Raw genomic sequence first — 17,151 nt, forward strand, 5'->3', positions numbered from 1 at the left:
GCTGTGGTCACACCCGAATCATTTACCCAACAACTCTCCTACCGGACGAAAGTTCACCACATAATCGCACACGGATTTTGCGATCATGAGAATGGGCGTAGCCACAATCAAGCCCACTGGCCCCCACAACCAACCCCAGAACAACAACCCGATAAAAATGGCGACGGCATTCAAACTGGAGACGTAACTCGTCAGCCACGGCATCAGCAGATTCCCCTGAATACTGGTGATGACCAGCGATGTAAGCGCAACAATCACGGCAGTATTGAGCTCGCCGAACTGCAGAAATGCGGCCACCCCAGAGCCGACCAGAACCAGGAAAGGCCCCAGATACGGCACACCACTGGCAATACCAGCCACCACGCCCCACAAAGCCGCTTGCTCAACTCCTAATAGCAGGAATGCCAGCCAGGTGAGAATGCCGACAAAAAGCGCACTGATGACCATGACAAAAAGGAACCGGCGTACCTGGTGATGCAGCTCGTTCATAATTCGTGCCGCCTTGCGCATACGCCGGAACGACGGGCCGGATATTCTAACGATCTTACGCCGGTATAGCTTGCCGACGGAAAGCAGGAAAAACACCAGTAGAAGCACAGAAAACATCTGGGAAATAAGAACTATTGTGGCCGGCGAATTGCGGATGACATAGTCACGAACGTCCATCGGCTCATCCACCACCCGTACGGGTGTCACGCCGGCCTGAACAGCCGGTTCCTCCTGGCTTTTCTCGGCGGTTTCCTCAATCTGCTTGGCGGCAATCTGGGCTTTTTCCATGATGCTTTCTTCATCCTCGGACGCAGACGCATCTTCACGCTGAAGCTCCTTGATGGCCTGGGGAATCTTGTCCAGCATGGCCATGGCTTCCTGCTTGAGTGGCACACTTGCCGCCGCCAGAATCGCTATCAGTGCGCAAAGAACCAGAGCTGCACCCAATGGACGGGGTATGTGAATCCGATCCAGTGTCGCCACCAACGGATCCAGGGCGTAACTGATCAGAACTGCGACCACAAGCGGCAGCAGAACAGGCTGGGCCCAGTCGATAAAATACAGGGAGGCGATGCTGGTCAGCACAATCAACGACATGCTGCGGATATTGATGGCTTCAATCAGGGCCGTTGTTGAGTCCTGTTCGCCAGAACCCGACCCGACACCCGGGCTTTCCTCGTTGTGACTCATAACCGCAGCTATGCCTCATATCAGATCCATGATTGAGTAGAGTGTAGCCCCCAAGATGGCAACTAATGGTTACGATATTTTATGGCAAGGTTTAAGATCGATGGCAAACTCGAGAAATAATTCCAGAAATAGGTATTTTCCCGTTTCTGAAAACTTTTCTATGCAACGCCTGTTATTTAGCGTACTGTCTATTTCGTTGGAAAGATTTAGCAAAGCATTTCACGAATAAGACCTTTTGTGTTGTCAAACCTACTGTCCTGTTTTTGATCCTGCGCGTTTTTTGTTTCCCGCCTATCGCTGATTAGAGGTCACAACGACCTGCTGACGGCAACCAATTGATTAAAATCAGGATAATGATTATGTCTACTATCAAAGGCAACGTTAAGTTCTTCAATGAAGCAAAAGGTTTTGGCTTTATTACTCGTGAAAACGGCGCAGACGTTTTCGTTCATTACAGCTCGATTCAGGGTGGCGGATTCAAAACTCTGGCCGAAGGCCAGGAAGTGGAATTCACCGTGACTGAAGGCCAGAAAGGCCCGCAAGCTGAGAACGTTATTGGCCTGTAACTAACGGCCAATACGTAAAAAAGGCAGCCTCGGCTGCCTTTTTTATTGCTCAGATCCGGCCAGATTTATGTTCCCCAGCCCATCCCGCTATCGAAAACTCTTAATTACTCTTCAGATTAATCTGTTTAGGGCCGGCAGCAGTTAATTGTGCGCTTTTACCTTTAACCACATATTCAACACGCCCACCGGACTTTAAAAAGGCAGCTGTCTGCTCTTCAATCTCAGCAGACGTTAAAACAGCTTTTACGACTTTCTTGCTCATGATATTTCCCCGGTTCGCTATTGGCTTATTCGCCAATATAAGTGCTCCAGTATAACTGAAACAGGAAAAAATTGCTGTCGGAGCATTTTGGGATCGTTTATTCCCTCGTCACACTTCTCCGCTCTGCCTCCAACAACGCCCGCTTTCGCTCCAATCCCCAGCGATAACCGCCAAGCCCGCCATCGCCCCGCAATACACGATGGCAGGGAATCAACACACCAATCCGGTTCTTGCCACAAGCTGACGCCACGGCCCGCACCGCCCTGGGCTTGTCGATCTTCGCGGCCACCTCGCTGTAGCTCAGGACATCGCCCTCGCGGATACTCAACAGAAACTGCCAGACTTTTACCTGAAACGCGGTGCCTCGCATATCCAACGGCAAATCCGGCCGTGGGGCTCCCGCACTGATATGCTGATCCAGGGCTTCCATCCAGGCATCAAGTTCCGGGGCGTTCCGGGCTGGTGAGGCGGTCAGCTCAGCCTTAGGAAATTCCGACCTCAATCGGCCCACCAGCGACGCTTCATCGTCACCGAATTCCACAAAGCAAACACCCCTATCCGTGGCCGCCATCATCATCAGCCCCAGTGCGGTGGTTCGGCCGGCATAGACGATGACTTCACCCGCACCACCGGCCCGATAGGTCCTGGGCGGCATACCGATGCTACGGTTCGCTTCACCGTAGACACGACTTACCGAACCAAACCCGGAGGCGAATATCGCGTCCGTCACTTTACGCCCGTCTTTCAGGGATTGCTTGAAGCGCCGCATACGGACGGCATCCTGATAGGCTTTTGGAGAGACACCAAACGCCGCCTTGAACTGTTTCTGTAAACGGGACGGTGACAGAGCGGCCACCTTCGCCAGGCTCGAGAGCGTGAGTGCTTCATCGGCGTGCATCTCGATGTGCTGTGCCACCCTGACCAGCCTGGCTACCCGTGCACTCTCCCCTGCCGCAGAGTCGCCGACGCCTGTCGTCCAATCGCTATCCTGTTCCGGGGAGCGGGACATCTCATCACCCTTTTAATCATGGTCGTAGCGATGAGTAAAACCGACTTCGACAATGGTTTCCATCCGATTGTTGCCGCCATTGGTTTTCGGTTCTGCCCCCCTGACAATGGCAGGCCCTAGCTCGAGACGGTTTGACACACTCCCAAAGCCTGCGCCTTCACGTACTCACAAAACGCCTCGACATCCGGGTTGTGGAATTCGTCCGAGATAAACTCGCTGGGAATCAGCCCCTCATCCCAGCGCGTTGCCACCAGTGTCACCTCAGGGGTGGCGTCATCGTCTGAATAAATGCGGACCACTGCCGTGGTTTGATGAATGTACAGGTCCCGGAGTGGTCGGCTGCAACGCAGGCTGTCCGCAGGCTGATCGGCATGACACTGATACCCCGAGCCGGTGAAGAAATCGCGGGCAACCGACAACAGCTCCCCTGCTTCCTGCCCGGCAGACGAGGATAGATGAATGGAACGGGGCACGTCCCCGATCACGTTGGTGCAACCCGACAGCGCAAGTACTCCGGCAATCACCAATGATTTGAAAACCTTCACAACAACGCCCCCGCCTAAAGTGTCAGAACGCAAACCGCACCGAGCCCTCACCCTGGGCATGCAGCCAGCGTCGCCAGTCCAGGCCCAGCATGTTGACCCCGCCGATGTAGTTGTCGTCTACCAGGTAATACGAGAGTGTGCGGTCACCTCGGTTGAAGTTATGCATCAGCCGCACCAGAAAACTGCGGCGCGTGGGCTTGGCAAGCAGGAAATAGACAAACTGGCCAGCCTGGGCACGCACGCTGCCGCTACCAGACATATCGGAGTGTCGCCACTTATTGCTGGGCAGTTTCAGGAATTGGTCGATGCCGGTTAACCGCCCCTGCTCACGGGCTTTAGCGACAATCCATCGGTTTTCCGGGTGGCTCTCGAAATACAAGCCGGAATCATCCCGTTCCAGCATCTCCATCTGCTCGGCAAGCCCCTCGTTCAACCAGGCGGGAGCATAGGGGACGATGGTATCGACAACCGCATGACTGACCTCATGCTTGATGGTTCTGAAGGTGCGTTCCCTGTCCTCCTGAATATAAACCACGATCTGATGCTCAGATGGCATGTACAAACCGTAGGATGCAACCGCCCAGCCCCTGTCCCGTTGAATCAGGTAGTTCCGGTAACTGACCATATCCTTGAAAATCAGAATATTAACCGGCACCGTCCGGTACATATCGAAAGACAGCACGCGGTCGAAAAACTCGTAAACATGGTTCACGCCATCGACAATCTGCTGGTTTTCCTCGGCAGTCAGCTCCAGATCGACCGTTTCAATGCGGATATCAAAACGCGACCACTTCGAGGCCCTGGGCTTCACGTTAACCACTTCCTGCTTAACGCTATGGTCCTGGCGGTCGCTGAAGTGCACCTTGCCGTGCTCATCTACCCATTTGTAGATCTTGGCATGCCCTAACCCCGCTACAAGCAGGAGCAGCACGAGCACTGTGGTTCGAAGGGTTACCGACATGATCCGAGTAAACACCGCTTGAAAGCTGACGAGAGATTATGTCCGAATCATACAGGGCGATAGACCAGATGGCATCCAATGCGCCACCCGAGCATCGTTTAGCCAGTCAATACGCCTTACGATACTGCCCCTGATAATCAAAAACCCGCTCCTGCACCTGCCAGTAGCGCTTCTGCTTGCGAGCAATCACGAAATCCGGCGCGGGTAACAGTACCTGCATCTCCAGCACCTCATTTGCCCGGGCAAAGACTTTCGGAGCCTGACCATTGGCAAATCGTCGTCCAAACAGCTTGTTGAACACGGCTCGCTGGGCGGGCTTGCTGAAATCAAACGACTCCCGGAGTTCCTCCCCGTCTTCTCCGTGGTAAGTGATCCGAAGTTTTTGGCCTTCTACGGCAAGCGAAACCCCGGCGCAACGGATGACCATGGCATCCTTAAGCTTCAGGGCATCCCGCAGTTGATCATCCGGGTCGATAATGGCCTGGTGGCAGTGCCCGCAGTTGCGGGCAGCGATGTCGTTCTCAGCGCCACAATGTGGGCACTCCTTGAAGCGGAACCGGTAGTCACATTGCTGTGGCCGCCCTCGGTCATCGTCAGCAGGCTCCAGCAGGCCCTGGCACCGGCGGCCATAATGCTCAACGACACGCCCGTCGCTGTCGGTTTTGCCCCAGAAGATGTTGGCAAAACCGCAGCCCGGGCAGAACACCTGCACCGGTTCACTGTCGGGGTTGGGCTTCGGCTCCCCAACTTCCGGATGATGCAGATTGACATGATTGCCAGCGTAATCAATCACCAGGCAATCCCGTTTCCCCTCATCCAACCGCAAGCCTCGGCCGACAATCTGCTGATACAGGCTTACAGACTGAGTAGGCCGCAAGATGGCGATCAGGTCCACATGGGGGGCATCAAACCCGGTCGTCAGCACAGACACATTCACCAGGTACTTCAACTGCCGTTGTTTGAAGCGCTGGATCAGCTGGTCGCGATCTCGCAGATCAGTCGCGCCGGTCACCAGGGCGGTTTCCTGCTCGGGCAAGTACCCGGCAATTTCCTGCGCGTGCTGCACTGTCGCCGCGAAAATCATCACCCCCTGGCGCTCGGCCGCCATCTCCATCACCTGTTCGATGATGGCACGTGTCACCCGCTGATGTTTGCTCAACAATTGGTTGACGTCTTTCTCGGCGTATTCGCCAAAACGGTCCTGCGTCAGCGTGGAGAAATCGTATTGGGCCACGGCGGCGTTAACCAATTCAGGCCGGGTGAGGTAACCACGGTTGATCATGTAGCTCAGGGGCAATTCGTAGATGCAGTGCCGGAAAGGCTTGTCCTGTTCGTCATCAGAACCACGAACAAAACCCCGGTAGTGGTAACGATAGATCCATCCCATGGCCAGGCGGTAGGGAGTGGCGGTGAGCCCAAGCACCTTCAGGGAGTCATTCTGCTGCCGTAAAAGCTCAATGATCCGCTGGTACTGGCTGGTTTCCTCGCCACTCACCCGGTGGCACTCATCGATAATAACCAGCGAGTATTCATCCCGGAACTGGTCCAGATTCGCCGCCACCGACTGCACGCTGGCAAAGGTCACCTGATGGTGGTTCTCCTTGCGCTTTAGCCCGGCCGCAAAGATTCCCCCCGACAAACCATAACTCTGATACTTGGCGTGATTCTGCTCCACCAGTTCCTTCACATGAGTCAGCACCAGGATCTTTCGGCGCGCAAGGCGAGCCAGCTCGGCAATCACCAGGCTCTTACCGGCACCGGTCGGCAGCACAATGACCGCAGATTCATCCGATTTACGGAAGTGGTTCAGCGTGGCGTCGACCGCTTCCTGTTGGTAAGGCCGCAGCGTGAAAGGCGCATTCATCTTGCCGGACTTAGATCCTCAACCCAGTGAAAAGTCCGACATGGTAGCAAATGTGTTAGGCGTCACGCGGCCTTTTTCATCACCGGAGCGAGCCACTTCCGTTTGGCTTTCTCCACCAGATCACGGGCATCGTGATTCCATGGATGAAAGCCGGGGCTGTAGTACTTGAAGTAAGAGGGCAGGAGTTTGCGGAATACACCTGGCTTGCCCCACATGTAATTGAGACCGTTCGCCCAGGATTTCAGATTGAACAACTGGCCGTCCTCTTTCATCAGTTGAATCAGATGAATACCGCTGGAGACTGGAAACAGCACGCTCACCACCATCATCTCGGTCAACCGGACAAACTCGCTGCCTCCGATGGTCTTATACACGTCGAACGCCACGGCTTTATGCTCGGATTCCTCAATCGCGTGCCAGGCCCAGATGGGGGCCATACGCGGGTCCATCTCTTCCAGAGCGTCATATTTCAGGAGGAATTCCTCTGCCATCAGTGCCGTGAAATGCTCCACCGCCACCGTATGGGCCAATTGGCGCTCCGGGCTCAGCCGCTTGCGCAGCACATTCATCAGCCACATCACCTCGCGCTCAAGGCGTTTGAGGTTGATGCCGCGCGCCTGCATGTATCCGTTCAGGGCCTCGTGCTCTTTTGAGTGGTGCGCCTCCTGGCCGATGAACGCTCGCACTGCCGCCTTCAGTTCCGGGTCTGTAATCTCTTTCTGATAATGGCGCACGGAGTCGATAAAAAACCGCTCACCGGGCGGAAAACTCGCCGACAAGGCCGCCAGCAACAGCGTTTTGGCCGGATCGCTATCCCACCAGTACTTGGGCACATCTTCCGCCAGATCAAAATCCGGCTGACGGACTTCGGGAAGGGGCGCCTTGGTCTTGGGAGGCGGCGTGGGTTGAGTACCGGCTATGGTTGTTCTGGCGTTCATTTCAGGACTCCGGAGCTGATGTCTGACAATCCATCATACGGGGGCCAGGTCCGGCGCTGGAACAGCAAAAGAGGACAGGATGACGCAGCAAAATACTGTATAAATATACACTATTCGTGATAAGCTGTGATTTCATTAACGGTCTTACCAACCATCATTACCCCGGAGGCGATGGCATACCATGGGCGTAAAAGCACTCTACTATTCCGAGAGGGACGGACTGGACATGGCACTGAAAAACCCGGACAAAATGTTGTTTTCGTCCAAAGCAGAAGCCGATGCCCGGGACAAGGTTCTTGAACTGTCCGAAGAGATTACCACCTTCCTGCAACGTAAGGTCGGCGGCCTGTCTGAAGAGCTGGCAGAACAGTGCGCCCTGGCCATTGCGGAAGAAAAAGAATTGTTCACCAAGGCACTGAAAAAGCCGGAACTGCTGAACGAAACCGTCGAGGCCGAGTAACCCCCGCCCTTGGTCAGAGATGTTGAACGCCCTGGCCGTGAAGGTGGCCATGGGCGATCATGCTCGAAGACACTTAGTCAGGCTCATGATCCTGAATATCGAAGTGCCGTGATCGCACGGAACTCACCTCCACATGAATGTGGCGGCTGTTCAGGCCAAAATCGGACACCGCTTGCCTCACGGCATTCCGGATTTCAGCAAAGGCCCGGGCCTCGTCTTCCGGTAGCACCATCAGCATGACGGCGAACACGGACTCCTTGTGAACCTCGCCATCGTATTCGCCTTTGAAGGCATGGCCATCTTCAGCCCAGTAACCGGCGAGCCAGGAACTATCCAGCCCCCCCATCACCGTCGCCCCCCCAAACTTCCGGGAAAGCTGCCGAGCGATCTGCTCACTCGCCCGAGGGATCTGTCCCGGTTCTGCTGACAGAATTACAAGAAAACGAATTCTTTCACTGCCCGACATGGCAAACTCCTTTTCATCAACGCTTGGCGAGATAGATGTAGAACGAGATCAGCACAAGAATGGTCGTCGACAGCGCAATGGAACCATCCGGCTGGAGCCACTCAAACACATCCAGCACTCCGGGAATATCATCACGGTCCAGGCTCCGGGAAGCAGTCGTCAACGAAATAAACAGATCAATAACGGCAACGCCACCGATACCGACAAGAATCAATTCAACCGAACGATCAAGCTGGCTTTTTCGTGCCTCCAGCAGGCGGGAGATCTTGGAGCGAATCAAGCTCGTGCGCTCCAGGGAACCCTCAATCAGCTCGCCGAGATTCCAGGCCGCATACGCAGCTCTGACCACCTTGGCTCGCTCAGCCTGAACCCCGATGATGGCCTCATTGAATTCAAGGCGAGTGAATTCCAGATGGTCCAAGGTCTTCGTAATGTCGGCCATCAGCCGATGCAAATCTTTACTGCGGTGTCGCGAGCCCGCAAAGTCGTTAAGCTCCGAATAACTGGACTTCAGGATACCGCCGTATATCGACAACACGGCATTGTAAAGCTGGCAGACGGACAGGCCGCGCAGCCAGTTGTCCGCCTGAGCCTCGGCATCGTCCGCAACCGCCAGGATGTTGCCCGAGCCCACAAACTGTCTGGCCTCCAACAAAGCCTCCGTTGATCCGGTATACGACGCCCAAAGTCGCAGACTGTCTCCAAGCGGACCGTTCAGGGTGCTCGGAGGCGTCACCACGTATCGCCCTGTCCACAGCACATAGGTGTCTGGCGCTTCCGGCGAATCGAACGAAACATCCCGAAACACCGTAAGCTTCTTCGGATCTCGAAGGTACGAGACCGCGCCGGAGGCTTTGTATCGCCTGCTCTTGCGGAATCCGAGTGCGTACTGGTGAAACGCCGGGTATACCGCGTGCTCATAGACCCGTTTGGCCAGATTGGAAAGCGCGCCGTCCAGGCTATGCCCTCGGAGCAGATCACCAAGGCCAGATTCGCTGGTTTCAAAGGCCACATCCAGCTGGAGCAAGGCGACTGTGTCATCGTAAAGGTACAAACGACAGCACTCGATCGCACCTCCGTTGTTGACCAATAGTTGGCTGATATCAGAAGGCAAAGACACGTCACCCATCGCAACCGAGTAACATGCGAAGGGTTGGAAGAACGCTGGCAGGTTATCGTGCTCAAGCGTCCCGTAGCCATTGGCCCACGGCCATTCAAAGCTACTGAGGGTGTCGGTTTCAGCTAACAGATTGACCAATCCGCCGGCACTGGAGCCAGCCTCCGCCATCTGTTTCAGGGTATCCGCAGCGCGACGCTCGCTGTCTGCACTAATGGGCGATCGCACCGGCGACAGCGTTCGCACTTTTAGCATGTTGGATTTCCTATGGTTTATTTTCAGAGATTCGTCAGACATAAAACGTCCCGCAGTTTACCCTTGAATGCCACGCTTTGGTAAAACCAGTCATCGCCGACCACGCAACATGCTGTGTGCCACCCTGAAGAAGGAGAGCTCAAATGAACACCCCCTTGCCTTACTCCCAGGCCTGCGAAAACAACAAAGCCCCCATTCTGGAAAAACTGCGTGACGTCTTTATGGCACCAGGTACCGTCCTGGAAATAGGAACCGGCACCGGCCAGCACGCCGAGCACTTCGCTGCGGCTCTGCCACACCTGAAATGGCAGCCCACCGACCACCCCAGAGCGGCGCACCTGGCCGTTGCCCGACTGCAACAGGCCGCCTTGCCCAACGTCCTCCCAATCCTTGAGCTGGACGTAAACCAAATGCCATGGCCTGTGTCCGCCTGTCGATGGGCATTCTCAGCAAACACAGCTCACATCATGGCCTGGGAGGAAGTTGAAAAGATGTTTCAAGGTGTCGGCGCCTGCCTTCAAAAAGACGGTGCGTTCTGCCTGTACGGACCGTTCAAGCATAAGGGCGGGTACACCAGCGAGAGCAACAAGGCGTTTGATCAGTCGCTGAAATCCCAAGCACCCCACATGGGCATCCGAGATATTGAAGCCCTGTCTGAGCTGGCCGAGGCCGTTGGCCTGCAACTCCGGGACGATTTTGCAATGCCCGCCAATAATGAACTGCTGGTGTTTGTTAGGGGCATCTGCGAGCCGTAGCCAATCCGCACAGCGAGATTTGGGTCCTGCCACGAGTACAGAGAGGGCTCAGCACTCGATCAAAAGCCCATATGGCCGTTCAAGAGCTACCCGCACCTCGCCGATTGAAAACACCCTGGCGAATTCCGCAAATCGCTGCCCCTCAAACCATAACTGCACCACCGGCAGCGAGAAAATACCCTGAGCCGCACACAGCGCACCGGCTGATGCCTGGCAATCAATGTAGGCAGTAACCAGCTTCGGGAATTGTTCACTGGAAAGGCGCTCCAGTTGGGGCTTGATAGCCTGGCAGACGCCACAACTTGCCCCGCCATATAGCAGCAGCACCGCAGGGTTGGACTGCAGCAATGTTGAGAGCTCGTCGTCCGAGCAGACGTTTTGCATCATCAAAACCTTAGAAGCATAACCGGCCTGATCTCCAGGGCCTGCCTGACGAACTCGGCGCCCGGCCACAGTAACAACCAGCAAAGCACTGCGAGATTGAGGACGACATTGAACCAGAAAGACACCTGGTACGAGGTCTTTCGGGTTTTATGACGAAAGAATTGCTGGCCCACCAGTGCCCCCGGCCAACCGCACAGGAGTTCAAACAGATGCAACCGCCCCTCAGGGACACGCCTCTTGCCGCTCTCAGCTGCCCCCTTGTCGACGGCATACATCAAGAAGGTCACTACACTCATTACGCCATAGGCCGCCGGCAACAGCACTGGCACATAACCCTGAACGTACAACACAGAAACCGCCCCTGCGACTGCAGCGGCAATCAACAGAGCAAACCAAACGCCCGTGGCGACCGCTACGCTGTGTCTCGCCACGCCAGCGTACTGGAAACTGGACGCCCTCAGCCGCCCCTTCTCATCTTTTGTCTGTGCGTAGACCACCTTGCGGCTGGCCGAGGGCCTGCCCCGGCCCTGATAGGCGCTGATGTGGGCAAACAGACGCTCGCCACCTTTCTCTGGCGTGATAAAACCGAAACCCTTGGCGTCGTTCCATGAGGTGAGTAAGCCTTTTTGATTCACGTGGTGCTTCCTTGATTAGTCTTTTCCGATTTTCCCTATATCACTGTTTCCGCAAGCGTGCTAAAAGATTGCGCCCGGCCGTCGCCTGGGTATTCTCTCCTTCAGGATATCAGCATGTCAGATAAATTTTTCTATAAAGGTCGGCAAGATGCCCGCCAGCACCACACGGCTTACGGCGGCTTTCAGACAAACGCCAGCCAAAAGAGCGGCAGCAAGAAGTACCCACTAACGCTGGTGGTTACCAGTGAAGCACGCAGGAAAGAAGTTGAGGCCCAGGTGGCCGCGGCGAAGCTTCACGCAACCATCTCCGTTGATACCCGCGAAGGCGCCGTTGAATCCGTCAACGAGCTCACGGCTATCCTGAATAAAACGGGAACAGTCACCACAGCAAAATCTCCCTCCCGCAACGACGCCTGCACTTGCGGTAGCGGACTCAAATTCAAGAAATGCTGCGGCTGAGAGTAACCGGGGCATAGGGGGCATTATTATGATTGTATGCGGAGTAGAACTGACCGGCAGCGATGCGGTGGTGTGTATGCTGAATATGGACCGGGGCCAATTCAACCTGCCCGACTGCAAAGTACGCAAACTGTCGCTACCGAAAAACCACAGCCGGGACGACCTGAAAACGTTTCAGGCCACCTTTGCGGAGTTGATGGCCGAATACGGAGTGGCCACGGTCGCGATAAAAGAGCGGATGCAAAAAGGCAAGTTTGCCGGTGGCGCCATCAGCTTCAAAATGGAAGCCGCCATCCAGTTGATTGCCGACTCTGAGCTGAACGTGACCCTGGTGCCTCCGGCCCTGATCAAATCCACCCTGGCGTCCAACCCCGTGCCCATCACCTTTGCCGACACAGGCCTGAAAGTCTTCCAGGAAAATGCTTTTATTACCGCCTATGTGGCACAGCTTCAGGCTCGTTGAGGCGGCTATCAAGATAGTGTTCAAGCTCAGAGTTATCGTATATGATAACAAAAAGGCAAAGGAGCACCCATGGATTGGGAGATTGAATTCTACGACTCAGTAGGCGAAGAGTTGGCTAAGATGCCGCCAAAGATTCAGGCCAGAATGATTCGGCTGATGGAATTGATGGAGAAGCACGGGGCCAACCTTGGAGAGCCGCACACAAAGTCTTTAGGTGGTGAGCTGTTTGAAATCCGAGCAAAAGCCAAAGAAGGAATAGGTAGAGGAATCTTCTGCTACATGCAGGGCAAACGGATCATCATCCTGCACGTGTTTGTAAAAAAGGATCAAAAGATACCGAAGAAAGACCTAGAGCTCGCGAAAGAGCGTTTAAAGGAGGTCAAAAAATCATGAATTTCAAACAGTTCAGACAAAAGGCACTCGAAAATCCGGAAGTTCACCAGGAGTACGATGCCCTCCAGGAAGAATTCAGCCTGATCGACCAGTTGATCGCAATGAGGACTAAAGCAGGCCTTACTCAGGAAGACGTTGCGAAAAAGCTCGGAACCAACAAAAGCAACATCTCGAGGCTTGAGAGAGGCCGTAGCAACCCAAGCTGGGGAACGCTCAACAAATACGCAGCAGCCTGTGGCTTTCGGGTAAAACTGGAAGCAATTGAATACGACCCAGCCTCTCAGCATTGATCGCCAGTCCAATACGGTTTGGATTTGGGCAATTGCCAGGACTGAAGCAGGAAACGACTTCGCCATGACAAAACCCAAACGCATCTACCTGGCCGGCCCGGAGGTGTTTTTCCCACACGAAGAACACAACACTATCGTCGCCGAGAAAAAGCGCCTGCTGCGCGAAGCCGGCTATGAAGGCATAGACCCACTGGACACCGCCCTGACGTTTTCCGACGAGGAAGCGAAACCGGCGCGCGGCCACCGGATCTACCAGGCCAACCGCGAACTGATGGACAGTTGCGACGCCGTCATTGCCAACCTCACCCCCTTCCGAGGCATCAGTGCGGACCCGGGCACGGTGTTCGAAGTCGGCTACATTATCGGCCAGGGCAAAGCTGCATTCGGATTCACAATGGACCGCAGGCACTACCGTGAACGCGCGGGCGCAGCCGATCGGGATGAACTGGGCCACAGCATTGAAGACTTCGAGATGAGCGACAACCTGATGATTGAATGTGGCCTCCAGGAGTCCGGTGGCCAGCTACTCGTGGCAGAACAGCCCGGCGAACACCGGTTTTTCTCGGCTGAACTGTTCCGCCGTTGTGTTCAGGCGCTGATAGACTACTCCAACTCCAGGTAATACTCACTCGCTACCGCCAAGTTCTGCCTGAGTAATCTGATATATTTCCGGACTCTAGGCTTCCCAAAACGCTGCAAGCTCAACCACCTTAAAGCCGTGGCAGTCCCTCTCCGGCATATCACTGGGCAAGTTCGGGGCCGCCCCCTGCTCCAGCAAGGCGCGATAGAGCTGTTCCGCTCCTTGTGCGGTCGAAGTAAGCGCAGCCGGTAGAATATCTATTGTCGATAGCCTAGACCGGGTTGTTCCCAATATCGGAGAGCAATCCAATCGGTGCCAATTCCGCAGTGACAATTGTGAAGCTACCAATACCAAGTGCGGTCACGGCAACCCAATCACGCCAGGTTGTGGTTCTAGCGTACATTTTTCTCACCTCCCTGCGTTGCGCCATGAGACTGTGTGCCCAACCGGTCTTCCTTGAAGGCCAATTTTGCCGCTGTAATGGCATTCATTGCGGCAGGAATTCCCGCATATACAGCAACTTGGAGGACAATCTCGACAATTTCCTCTTGCGTCACTCCAATATGCAGCGCTGCGCGCATATGAAACTCCAATTGGCCTGGTGCCGTGCCTACGGCAGACAACATGGCGACAGTGAGCATCTCTCGTGTTCTAAGTGATAACCCCTCACGCGCCACTACATCAGCAAAGGAAAACCCGAGAAGTATTTCTACAGCCTCGCTGTGAAACTCATCAAGGCTTGCGGCAACCTTTCCCGGCGCGGCCGGGTCGAGTGATTCGAGTAGATTTAAAGCTTGAGTGCGGCGATCAGAGCCTGGAGAACTCATACATTCACCCCCTTCATGCCTTCCTCGCTGTAACGCTCACCCACTACTGGCAGTGACTCAGTGGCGGTTTCGAGCTCCCGCTGCTCCGCTACGGTAAGACTGACATCTGCTGCTGCGACATTCTCTTCTAGGTAGCGCAACTGCTTGGTACCAGGGATTGGAACGATATCGTCCCCTTGGGCTAACAGCCACGCCAATGAGAGCTGAGCTGGCGTGCACCCTTTAAGCTTGGCTTTTTCAGCTATAACATCGGCAATTCGGCGGTTCGCGCCGATTGCTCTTTCCGCAAACCGTGGGAGGTGAGCACGAAAGTCGTTATGATCGAACTCTCCAGGGTCTTGAAATCGCCCTGTCAGAAAACCTCGGCCCAGGGGGGAGTATGGAACAAAACCAATACCCAACTCACGGCATGTCGGCAGAACATCGCGCTCTACCTCTCGAGCCCAAAGTGAATACTCAGTCTGAATAGCGGTAATCGGGTGCACCGCATGAGCCCTTCGTAAGGTTTCAGCGCTCACTTCACAAAGACCAATACGGGCGATTTTCCCTGATTGAATGAGCTTCTCAAGCCCGCCAATCGTCTCCTCTATTGGCTCCTCCGGATTGACGCGATGCACGTAATACAGATCGATTTGCTCAATTCCTAACCTACGAAGAGAGGCTTCGCATGCCCTGCGCGCATAGTCGGAACCGTTCTTCAAGCTCCGCTTATATTCGCCAGGATTACGCACAATGCCGAACTTAGTCGCGACGTGAACAGGCGCCTTACTACCGGCTAGAAATCGACCGATAAGCTCCTCATTGTGGTGCGGCCCATACATGTCGGCGGTGTCGAAAAAGTCAACGCCGAGCTCCACCGCCCTTTCCATTACACGCAACGACTCACTGTCATCACGGGGCCCATAGAACTCGCTCATCCCCATGCACCCTAATCCGATCGATGAAACGGAGAAGCCTGTTCCAAGCACTCGTTTTTCCATGTCTGACTCCTTGATGTCTAGAACTAAATCGTGACAGACTCGAAAAATGGAAAATACAAACAAATTTGGCAAAAGGATTTCCATTATCGGAAACGAGATGCCGAGGGGCATGGTTTGGGATGACACCCGCGCCTTTCTGGCAGTGGCCCGTTGCGGCACGCTAAGCGCCGCAGCCCAGAACTTGAATGTAGGCATTGCGACACTTTCACGTCGCATCGAGCGGCTTGAGTCGGCACTAAAACTTCCGCTTTTCGTACGTCAGCAATCGGGATACGAGTTAACTGAGGACGGTGCTGAGTTGATAGAAAAGGCCGAAGCCTTGGAGGCTGCAGCGCACGCGTTTGCCGTAGGCGCAGACACCCAAGCGCAGATGAGTGGCCACGTGCGTCTGGCTACAGCGGAAAATGTCGCCACCGAACTCATACTGCCGGAACTCCCGGCATTTCGAGCCCAATACCCCGATCTGTTGGTTGAGCTGGTTACAGACATATCAACCGCCAACCTGCATCGACGCGATGCGGATTTAGCATTGCGAATGGTGCGGCCAGAAAGGGGCAACGTCACACTTCGTGCTCTTGGCACCTTGGGGTATGGACTCTACTGCAGCACGTCCTATGAGCTAAGACGTGAGAGCAACCCGGACCTAGGTTACTACGATACGGATGATTTCATTACCTGGGGGGAAATGTACTCACATTTGCCTGCCGCTCAGTGGATAGAGCGGATCTTGCGTGGAAGAAGACCCGCCCTGACAACCACTTCACTAGCCACCCAGGTGGCCGCAGCAAAGGCAGGGCTTGGGCTCGCACTGTTGCCACATTTCATCGCTCGGAACTCAGGACTCGTTTGTGTCGACACCGATCTTGGAGTCGATCAGCCTATCTATCTCGTCATACAAACCGACTTGGCAAAGTCTAGACGAATCAGGGCCCTGGCAGACTTTCTAATAGACGTGGTGGCCAGAAACAGTGAGCGCTTGGGCGGGTAACGTATGCCTCCATTTCTTCTAGCTACACGCAGATCTATTTCAGCGCTGCGCTGATCGTCGACTCGCATTCAAAGTAGCTCACTCGCTGCCGCCAAGTACTACCCGAATAACCTGATACATTTCCGGATTCCGGGCCTCCAAAAACACCGCAAACTCAAACGCATTGAAGCCATGGTAGTCCTTCTCCTGCATATCAATTGGCAGGTTCGGGTCCGCCCCCAGCTCCAGCAAGGCGTGAAGGTAGTCCACATTGGCATAGAGTACGGCCTCATGCACCGGCGTCAGCCCGTTGTAATAGCCATTCACCGGCTCTCCCCGTGCCGCAAAATGCCGAAGCAACCCATAGCCTCGGCGCGTCATGATCGAGTCAGGTTCGTGCGTATCCAGCGTAGTGCCCACAAAATTAACCAGAGGCTGAGAACAACCGTCCATCGCGGTCATCGCTTTACCACAGCGCTCATAAGGCCAATCGAAATTTGTCAGAAGCCAGTAGGCAACGGCAGGCCGGATCGCCAGGCTGTTGAAATCCGAAGGGCTCCAGGGCACTTCTTCGGGATCAAGAATCGCTATGACGGATAACCCCCAGGCATCGGAGCCAAACGCCCAGGTGCGATAAAACATCGGATATAACGTCAGGGCAATCACCAAGGCCCCTCCGCAAAGCGTCAGTGCCTTTTTGTGACTCAGGAAATATTTAATCAGCACGCTATTCATCCTTGAGGAAGTCAACAATGCCGACAGATGCTCCTCACAAGAGCAAGCCGACAATTAACAA

Annotated in this window: 23 protein-coding genes; 9 read left to right on the top strand and 14 right to left on the bottom strand. The window is 54.8% G+C overall.

Annotated features, from left to right (window positions below):
• Positions 1-18: 18 nt before the first annotated feature.
• On the bottom strand, positions 19-1,179 hold the full coding sequence (locus tag JIF53_RS10255; protein WP_023011206.1) for an AI-2E family transporter: 1,161 nt from the start codon (positions 1,177-1,179) through the stop codon (positions 19-21).
• A 359-nt stretch (positions 1,180-1,538) separates the two neighbouring features.
• Between JIF53_RS10255 and JIF53_RS10260 the strand changes: the two genes are divergently transcribed.
• The gene (locus JIF53_RS10260; protein WP_011786397.1) at positions 1,539-1,745 is read left to right on the top strand and encodes a cold-shock protein; all 207 of its coding nucleotides are present in this window, start codon (positions 1,539-1,541) and stop codon (positions 1,743-1,745) included.
• 100 nt (positions 1,746-1,845) lie between these two features.
• Here the strand turns inward: JIF53_RS10260 and JIF53_RS10265 are convergent, their stop codons facing one another.
• The 6 genes from JIF53_RS10265 to JIF53_RS10290 form a co-directional block, all read right to left on the bottom strand.
• On the bottom strand, positions 1,846-2,007 hold the full coding sequence (locus tag JIF53_RS10265) for a hypothetical protein (RefSeq protein ID WP_023008498.1): 162 nt from the start codon (positions 2,005-2,007) through the stop codon (positions 1,846-1,848).
• Positions 2,008-2,104: 97 nt separating this feature from the next.
• Complete coding sequence (locus JIF53_RS10270) at positions 2,105-3,016, bottom strand: bifunctional transcriptional activator/DNA repair enzyme AdaA (RefSeq protein ID WP_199452408.1); 912 nt, start codon at positions 3,014-3,016, stop codon at positions 2,105-2,107.
• A gap of 116 nt (positions 3,017-3,132) precedes the next feature.
• Positions 3,133-3,561, bottom strand: a complete 429-nt coding sequence (locus JIF53_RS10275; RefSeq protein WP_023008500.1) for a hypothetical protein — start codon at positions 3,559-3,561, stop codon at positions 3,133-3,135.
• Positions 3,562-3,583: 22 nt separating this feature from the next.
• Positions 3,584-4,522, bottom strand: coding sequence for a DUF4124 domain-containing protein (locus JIF53_RS10280; protein ID WP_023008501.1), 939 nt, complete (start codon positions 4,520-4,522; stop codon positions 3,584-3,586).
• Between the two features lie 106 nt (positions 4,523-4,628).
• Positions 4,629-6,386, bottom strand: a complete 1,758-nt coding sequence (locus JIF53_RS10285) for a DEAD/DEAH box helicase (protein WP_199452409.1) — start codon at positions 6,384-6,386, stop codon at positions 4,629-4,631.
• Between the two features lie 62 nt (positions 6,387-6,448).
• The gene (locus tag JIF53_RS10290; protein WP_199452410.1) at positions 6,449-7,324 is read right to left on the bottom strand and encodes a metal-dependent hydrolase; all 876 of its coding nucleotides are present in this window, start codon (positions 7,322-7,324) and stop codon (positions 6,449-6,451) included.
• A gap of 181 nt (positions 7,325-7,505) precedes the next feature.
• Here JIF53_RS10290 and JIF53_RS10295 point away from each other — a divergent pair, with 181 nt between their 5' ends.
• Positions 7,506-7,784, top strand: a complete 279-nt coding sequence (locus JIF53_RS10295; protein WP_022992826.1) for a YebG family protein — start codon at positions 7,506-7,508, stop codon at positions 7,782-7,784.
• Between the two features lie 73 nt (positions 7,785-7,857).
• Here JIF53_RS10295 and JIF53_RS10300 read toward each other — a convergent pair whose 3' ends face one another.
• Both JIF53_RS10300 and JIF53_RS10305 read right to left on the bottom strand, forming a co-directional pair.
• A complete protein-coding gene (locus JIF53_RS10300; protein ID WP_199452411.1) occupies positions 7,858-8,250 on the bottom strand; it encodes a hypothetical protein in 393 nt (130 codons plus the stop codon).
• A gap of 16 nt (positions 8,251-8,266) precedes the next feature.
• Positions 8,267-9,622: a hypothetical protein gene (locus tag JIF53_RS10305; protein ID WP_199452412.1), complete on the bottom strand. Its 1,356-nt coding sequence runs from the start codon at positions 9,620-9,622 to the stop codon at positions 8,267-8,269.
• A gap of 143 nt (positions 9,623-9,765) precedes the next feature.
• Between JIF53_RS10305 and JIF53_RS10310 the strand changes: the two genes are divergently transcribed.
• On the top strand, positions 9,766-10,377 hold the full coding sequence (locus tag JIF53_RS10310; RefSeq protein ID WP_199452413.1) for a DUF938 domain-containing protein: 612 nt from the start codon (positions 9,766-9,768) through the stop codon (positions 10,375-10,377).
• A 48-nt stretch (positions 10,378-10,425) separates the two neighbouring features.
• On the opposite strand, the gene JIF53_RS10315 is transcribed toward JIF53_RS10310, so the two are convergent.
• Positions 10,426-10,764 carry a thioredoxin family protein gene (locus JIF53_RS10315; RefSeq protein ID WP_022992830.1) on the bottom strand — a complete coding sequence of 113 codons (339 nt, stop codon included), beginning with the start codon at positions 10,762-10,764 and terminating at the stop codon, positions 10,426-10,428.
• Complete coding sequence (locus JIF53_RS19640; RefSeq protein WP_022992831.1) at positions 10,764-11,396, bottom strand: DUF1294 domain-containing protein; 633 nt, start codon at positions 11,394-11,396, stop codon at positions 10,764-10,766. Before JIF53_RS19640 ends, JIF53_RS10315 begins: the two co-directional genes overlap by 1 nt.
• A 114-nt stretch (positions 11,397-11,510) precedes the next feature.
• Between JIF53_RS19640 and JIF53_RS10325 the strand changes: the two genes are divergently transcribed.
• The 5 genes from JIF53_RS10325 to JIF53_RS10345 all read left to right on the top strand — a co-directional run bounded on the left by JIF53_RS10325 (position 11,511) and on the right by JIF53_RS10345 (position 13,623).
• Complete coding sequence (locus tag JIF53_RS10325) at positions 11,511-11,855, top strand: PBPRA1643 family SWIM/SEC-C metal-binding motif protein (RefSeq protein WP_023008505.1); 345 nt, start codon at positions 11,511-11,513, stop codon at positions 11,853-11,855.
• 28 nt (positions 11,856-11,883) lie between these two features.
• Positions 11,884-12,318, top strand: a complete 435-nt coding sequence (locus JIF53_RS10330; protein ID WP_023008506.1) for a DUF3010 family protein — start codon at positions 11,884-11,886, stop codon at positions 12,316-12,318.
• 69 nt (positions 12,319-12,387) lie between these two features.
• Positions 12,388-12,711 (top strand): type II toxin-antitoxin system RelE/ParE family toxin, encoded by a 324-nt coding sequence (locus JIF53_RS10335; RefSeq protein ID WP_022992834.1) that lies wholly within the window; start codon positions 12,388-12,390, stop codon positions 12,709-12,711.
• Positions 12,708-13,001 (top strand): helix-turn-helix domain-containing protein, encoded by a 294-nt coding sequence (locus JIF53_RS10340; protein WP_022992835.1) that lies wholly within the window; start codon positions 12,708-12,710, stop codon positions 12,999-13,001. The genes JIF53_RS10335 and JIF53_RS10340 overlap by 4 nt, the downstream gene beginning before the upstream one ends.
• A gap of 64 nt (positions 13,002-13,065) precedes the next feature.
• Positions 13,066-13,623, top strand: coding sequence for a nucleoside 2-deoxyribosyltransferase (locus tag JIF53_RS10345; RefSeq protein ID WP_199452414.1), 558 nt, complete (start codon positions 13,066-13,068; stop codon positions 13,621-13,623).
• Between the two features lie 350 nt (positions 13,624-13,973).
• Here the strand turns inward: JIF53_RS10345 and JIF53_RS10350 are convergent, their stop codons facing one another.
• On the bottom strand, positions 13,974-14,408 hold the full coding sequence (locus JIF53_RS10350) for a carboxymuconolactone decarboxylase family protein (RefSeq protein WP_199452415.1): 435 nt from the start codon (positions 14,406-14,408) through the stop codon (positions 13,974-13,976).
• Positions 14,405-15,388 (bottom strand): aldo/keto reductase, encoded by a 984-nt coding sequence (locus JIF53_RS10355; RefSeq protein WP_022993462.1) that lies wholly within the window; start codon positions 15,386-15,388, stop codon positions 14,405-14,407. Before JIF53_RS10355 ends, JIF53_RS10350 begins: the two co-directional genes overlap by 4 nt.
• A gap of 46 nt (positions 15,389-15,434) precedes the next feature.
• Between JIF53_RS10355 and JIF53_RS10360 the strand changes: the two genes are divergently transcribed.
• Positions 15,435-16,376, top strand: a complete 942-nt coding sequence (locus JIF53_RS10360) for a LysR family transcriptional regulator (RefSeq protein ID WP_199452416.1) — start codon at positions 15,435-15,437, stop codon at positions 16,374-16,376.
• Between the two features lie 78 nt (positions 16,377-16,454).
• Here JIF53_RS10360 and JIF53_RS10365 read toward each other — a convergent pair whose 3' ends face one another.
• Positions 16,455-17,081 (bottom strand): ankyrin repeat domain-containing protein, encoded by a 627-nt coding sequence (locus JIF53_RS10365; protein WP_199452417.1) that lies wholly within the window; start codon positions 17,079-17,081, stop codon positions 16,455-16,457.
• Positions 17,082-17,151 lie beyond the last annotated feature (70 nt).

Origin of the sequence: Marinobacter sp. bablab_jr008 (genome assembly GCF_016464145.1) — a bacterium.
GTDB lineage: Bacteria > Pseudomonadota > Gammaproteobacteria > Pseudomonadales > Oleiphilaceae > Marinobacter > Marinobacter nauticus.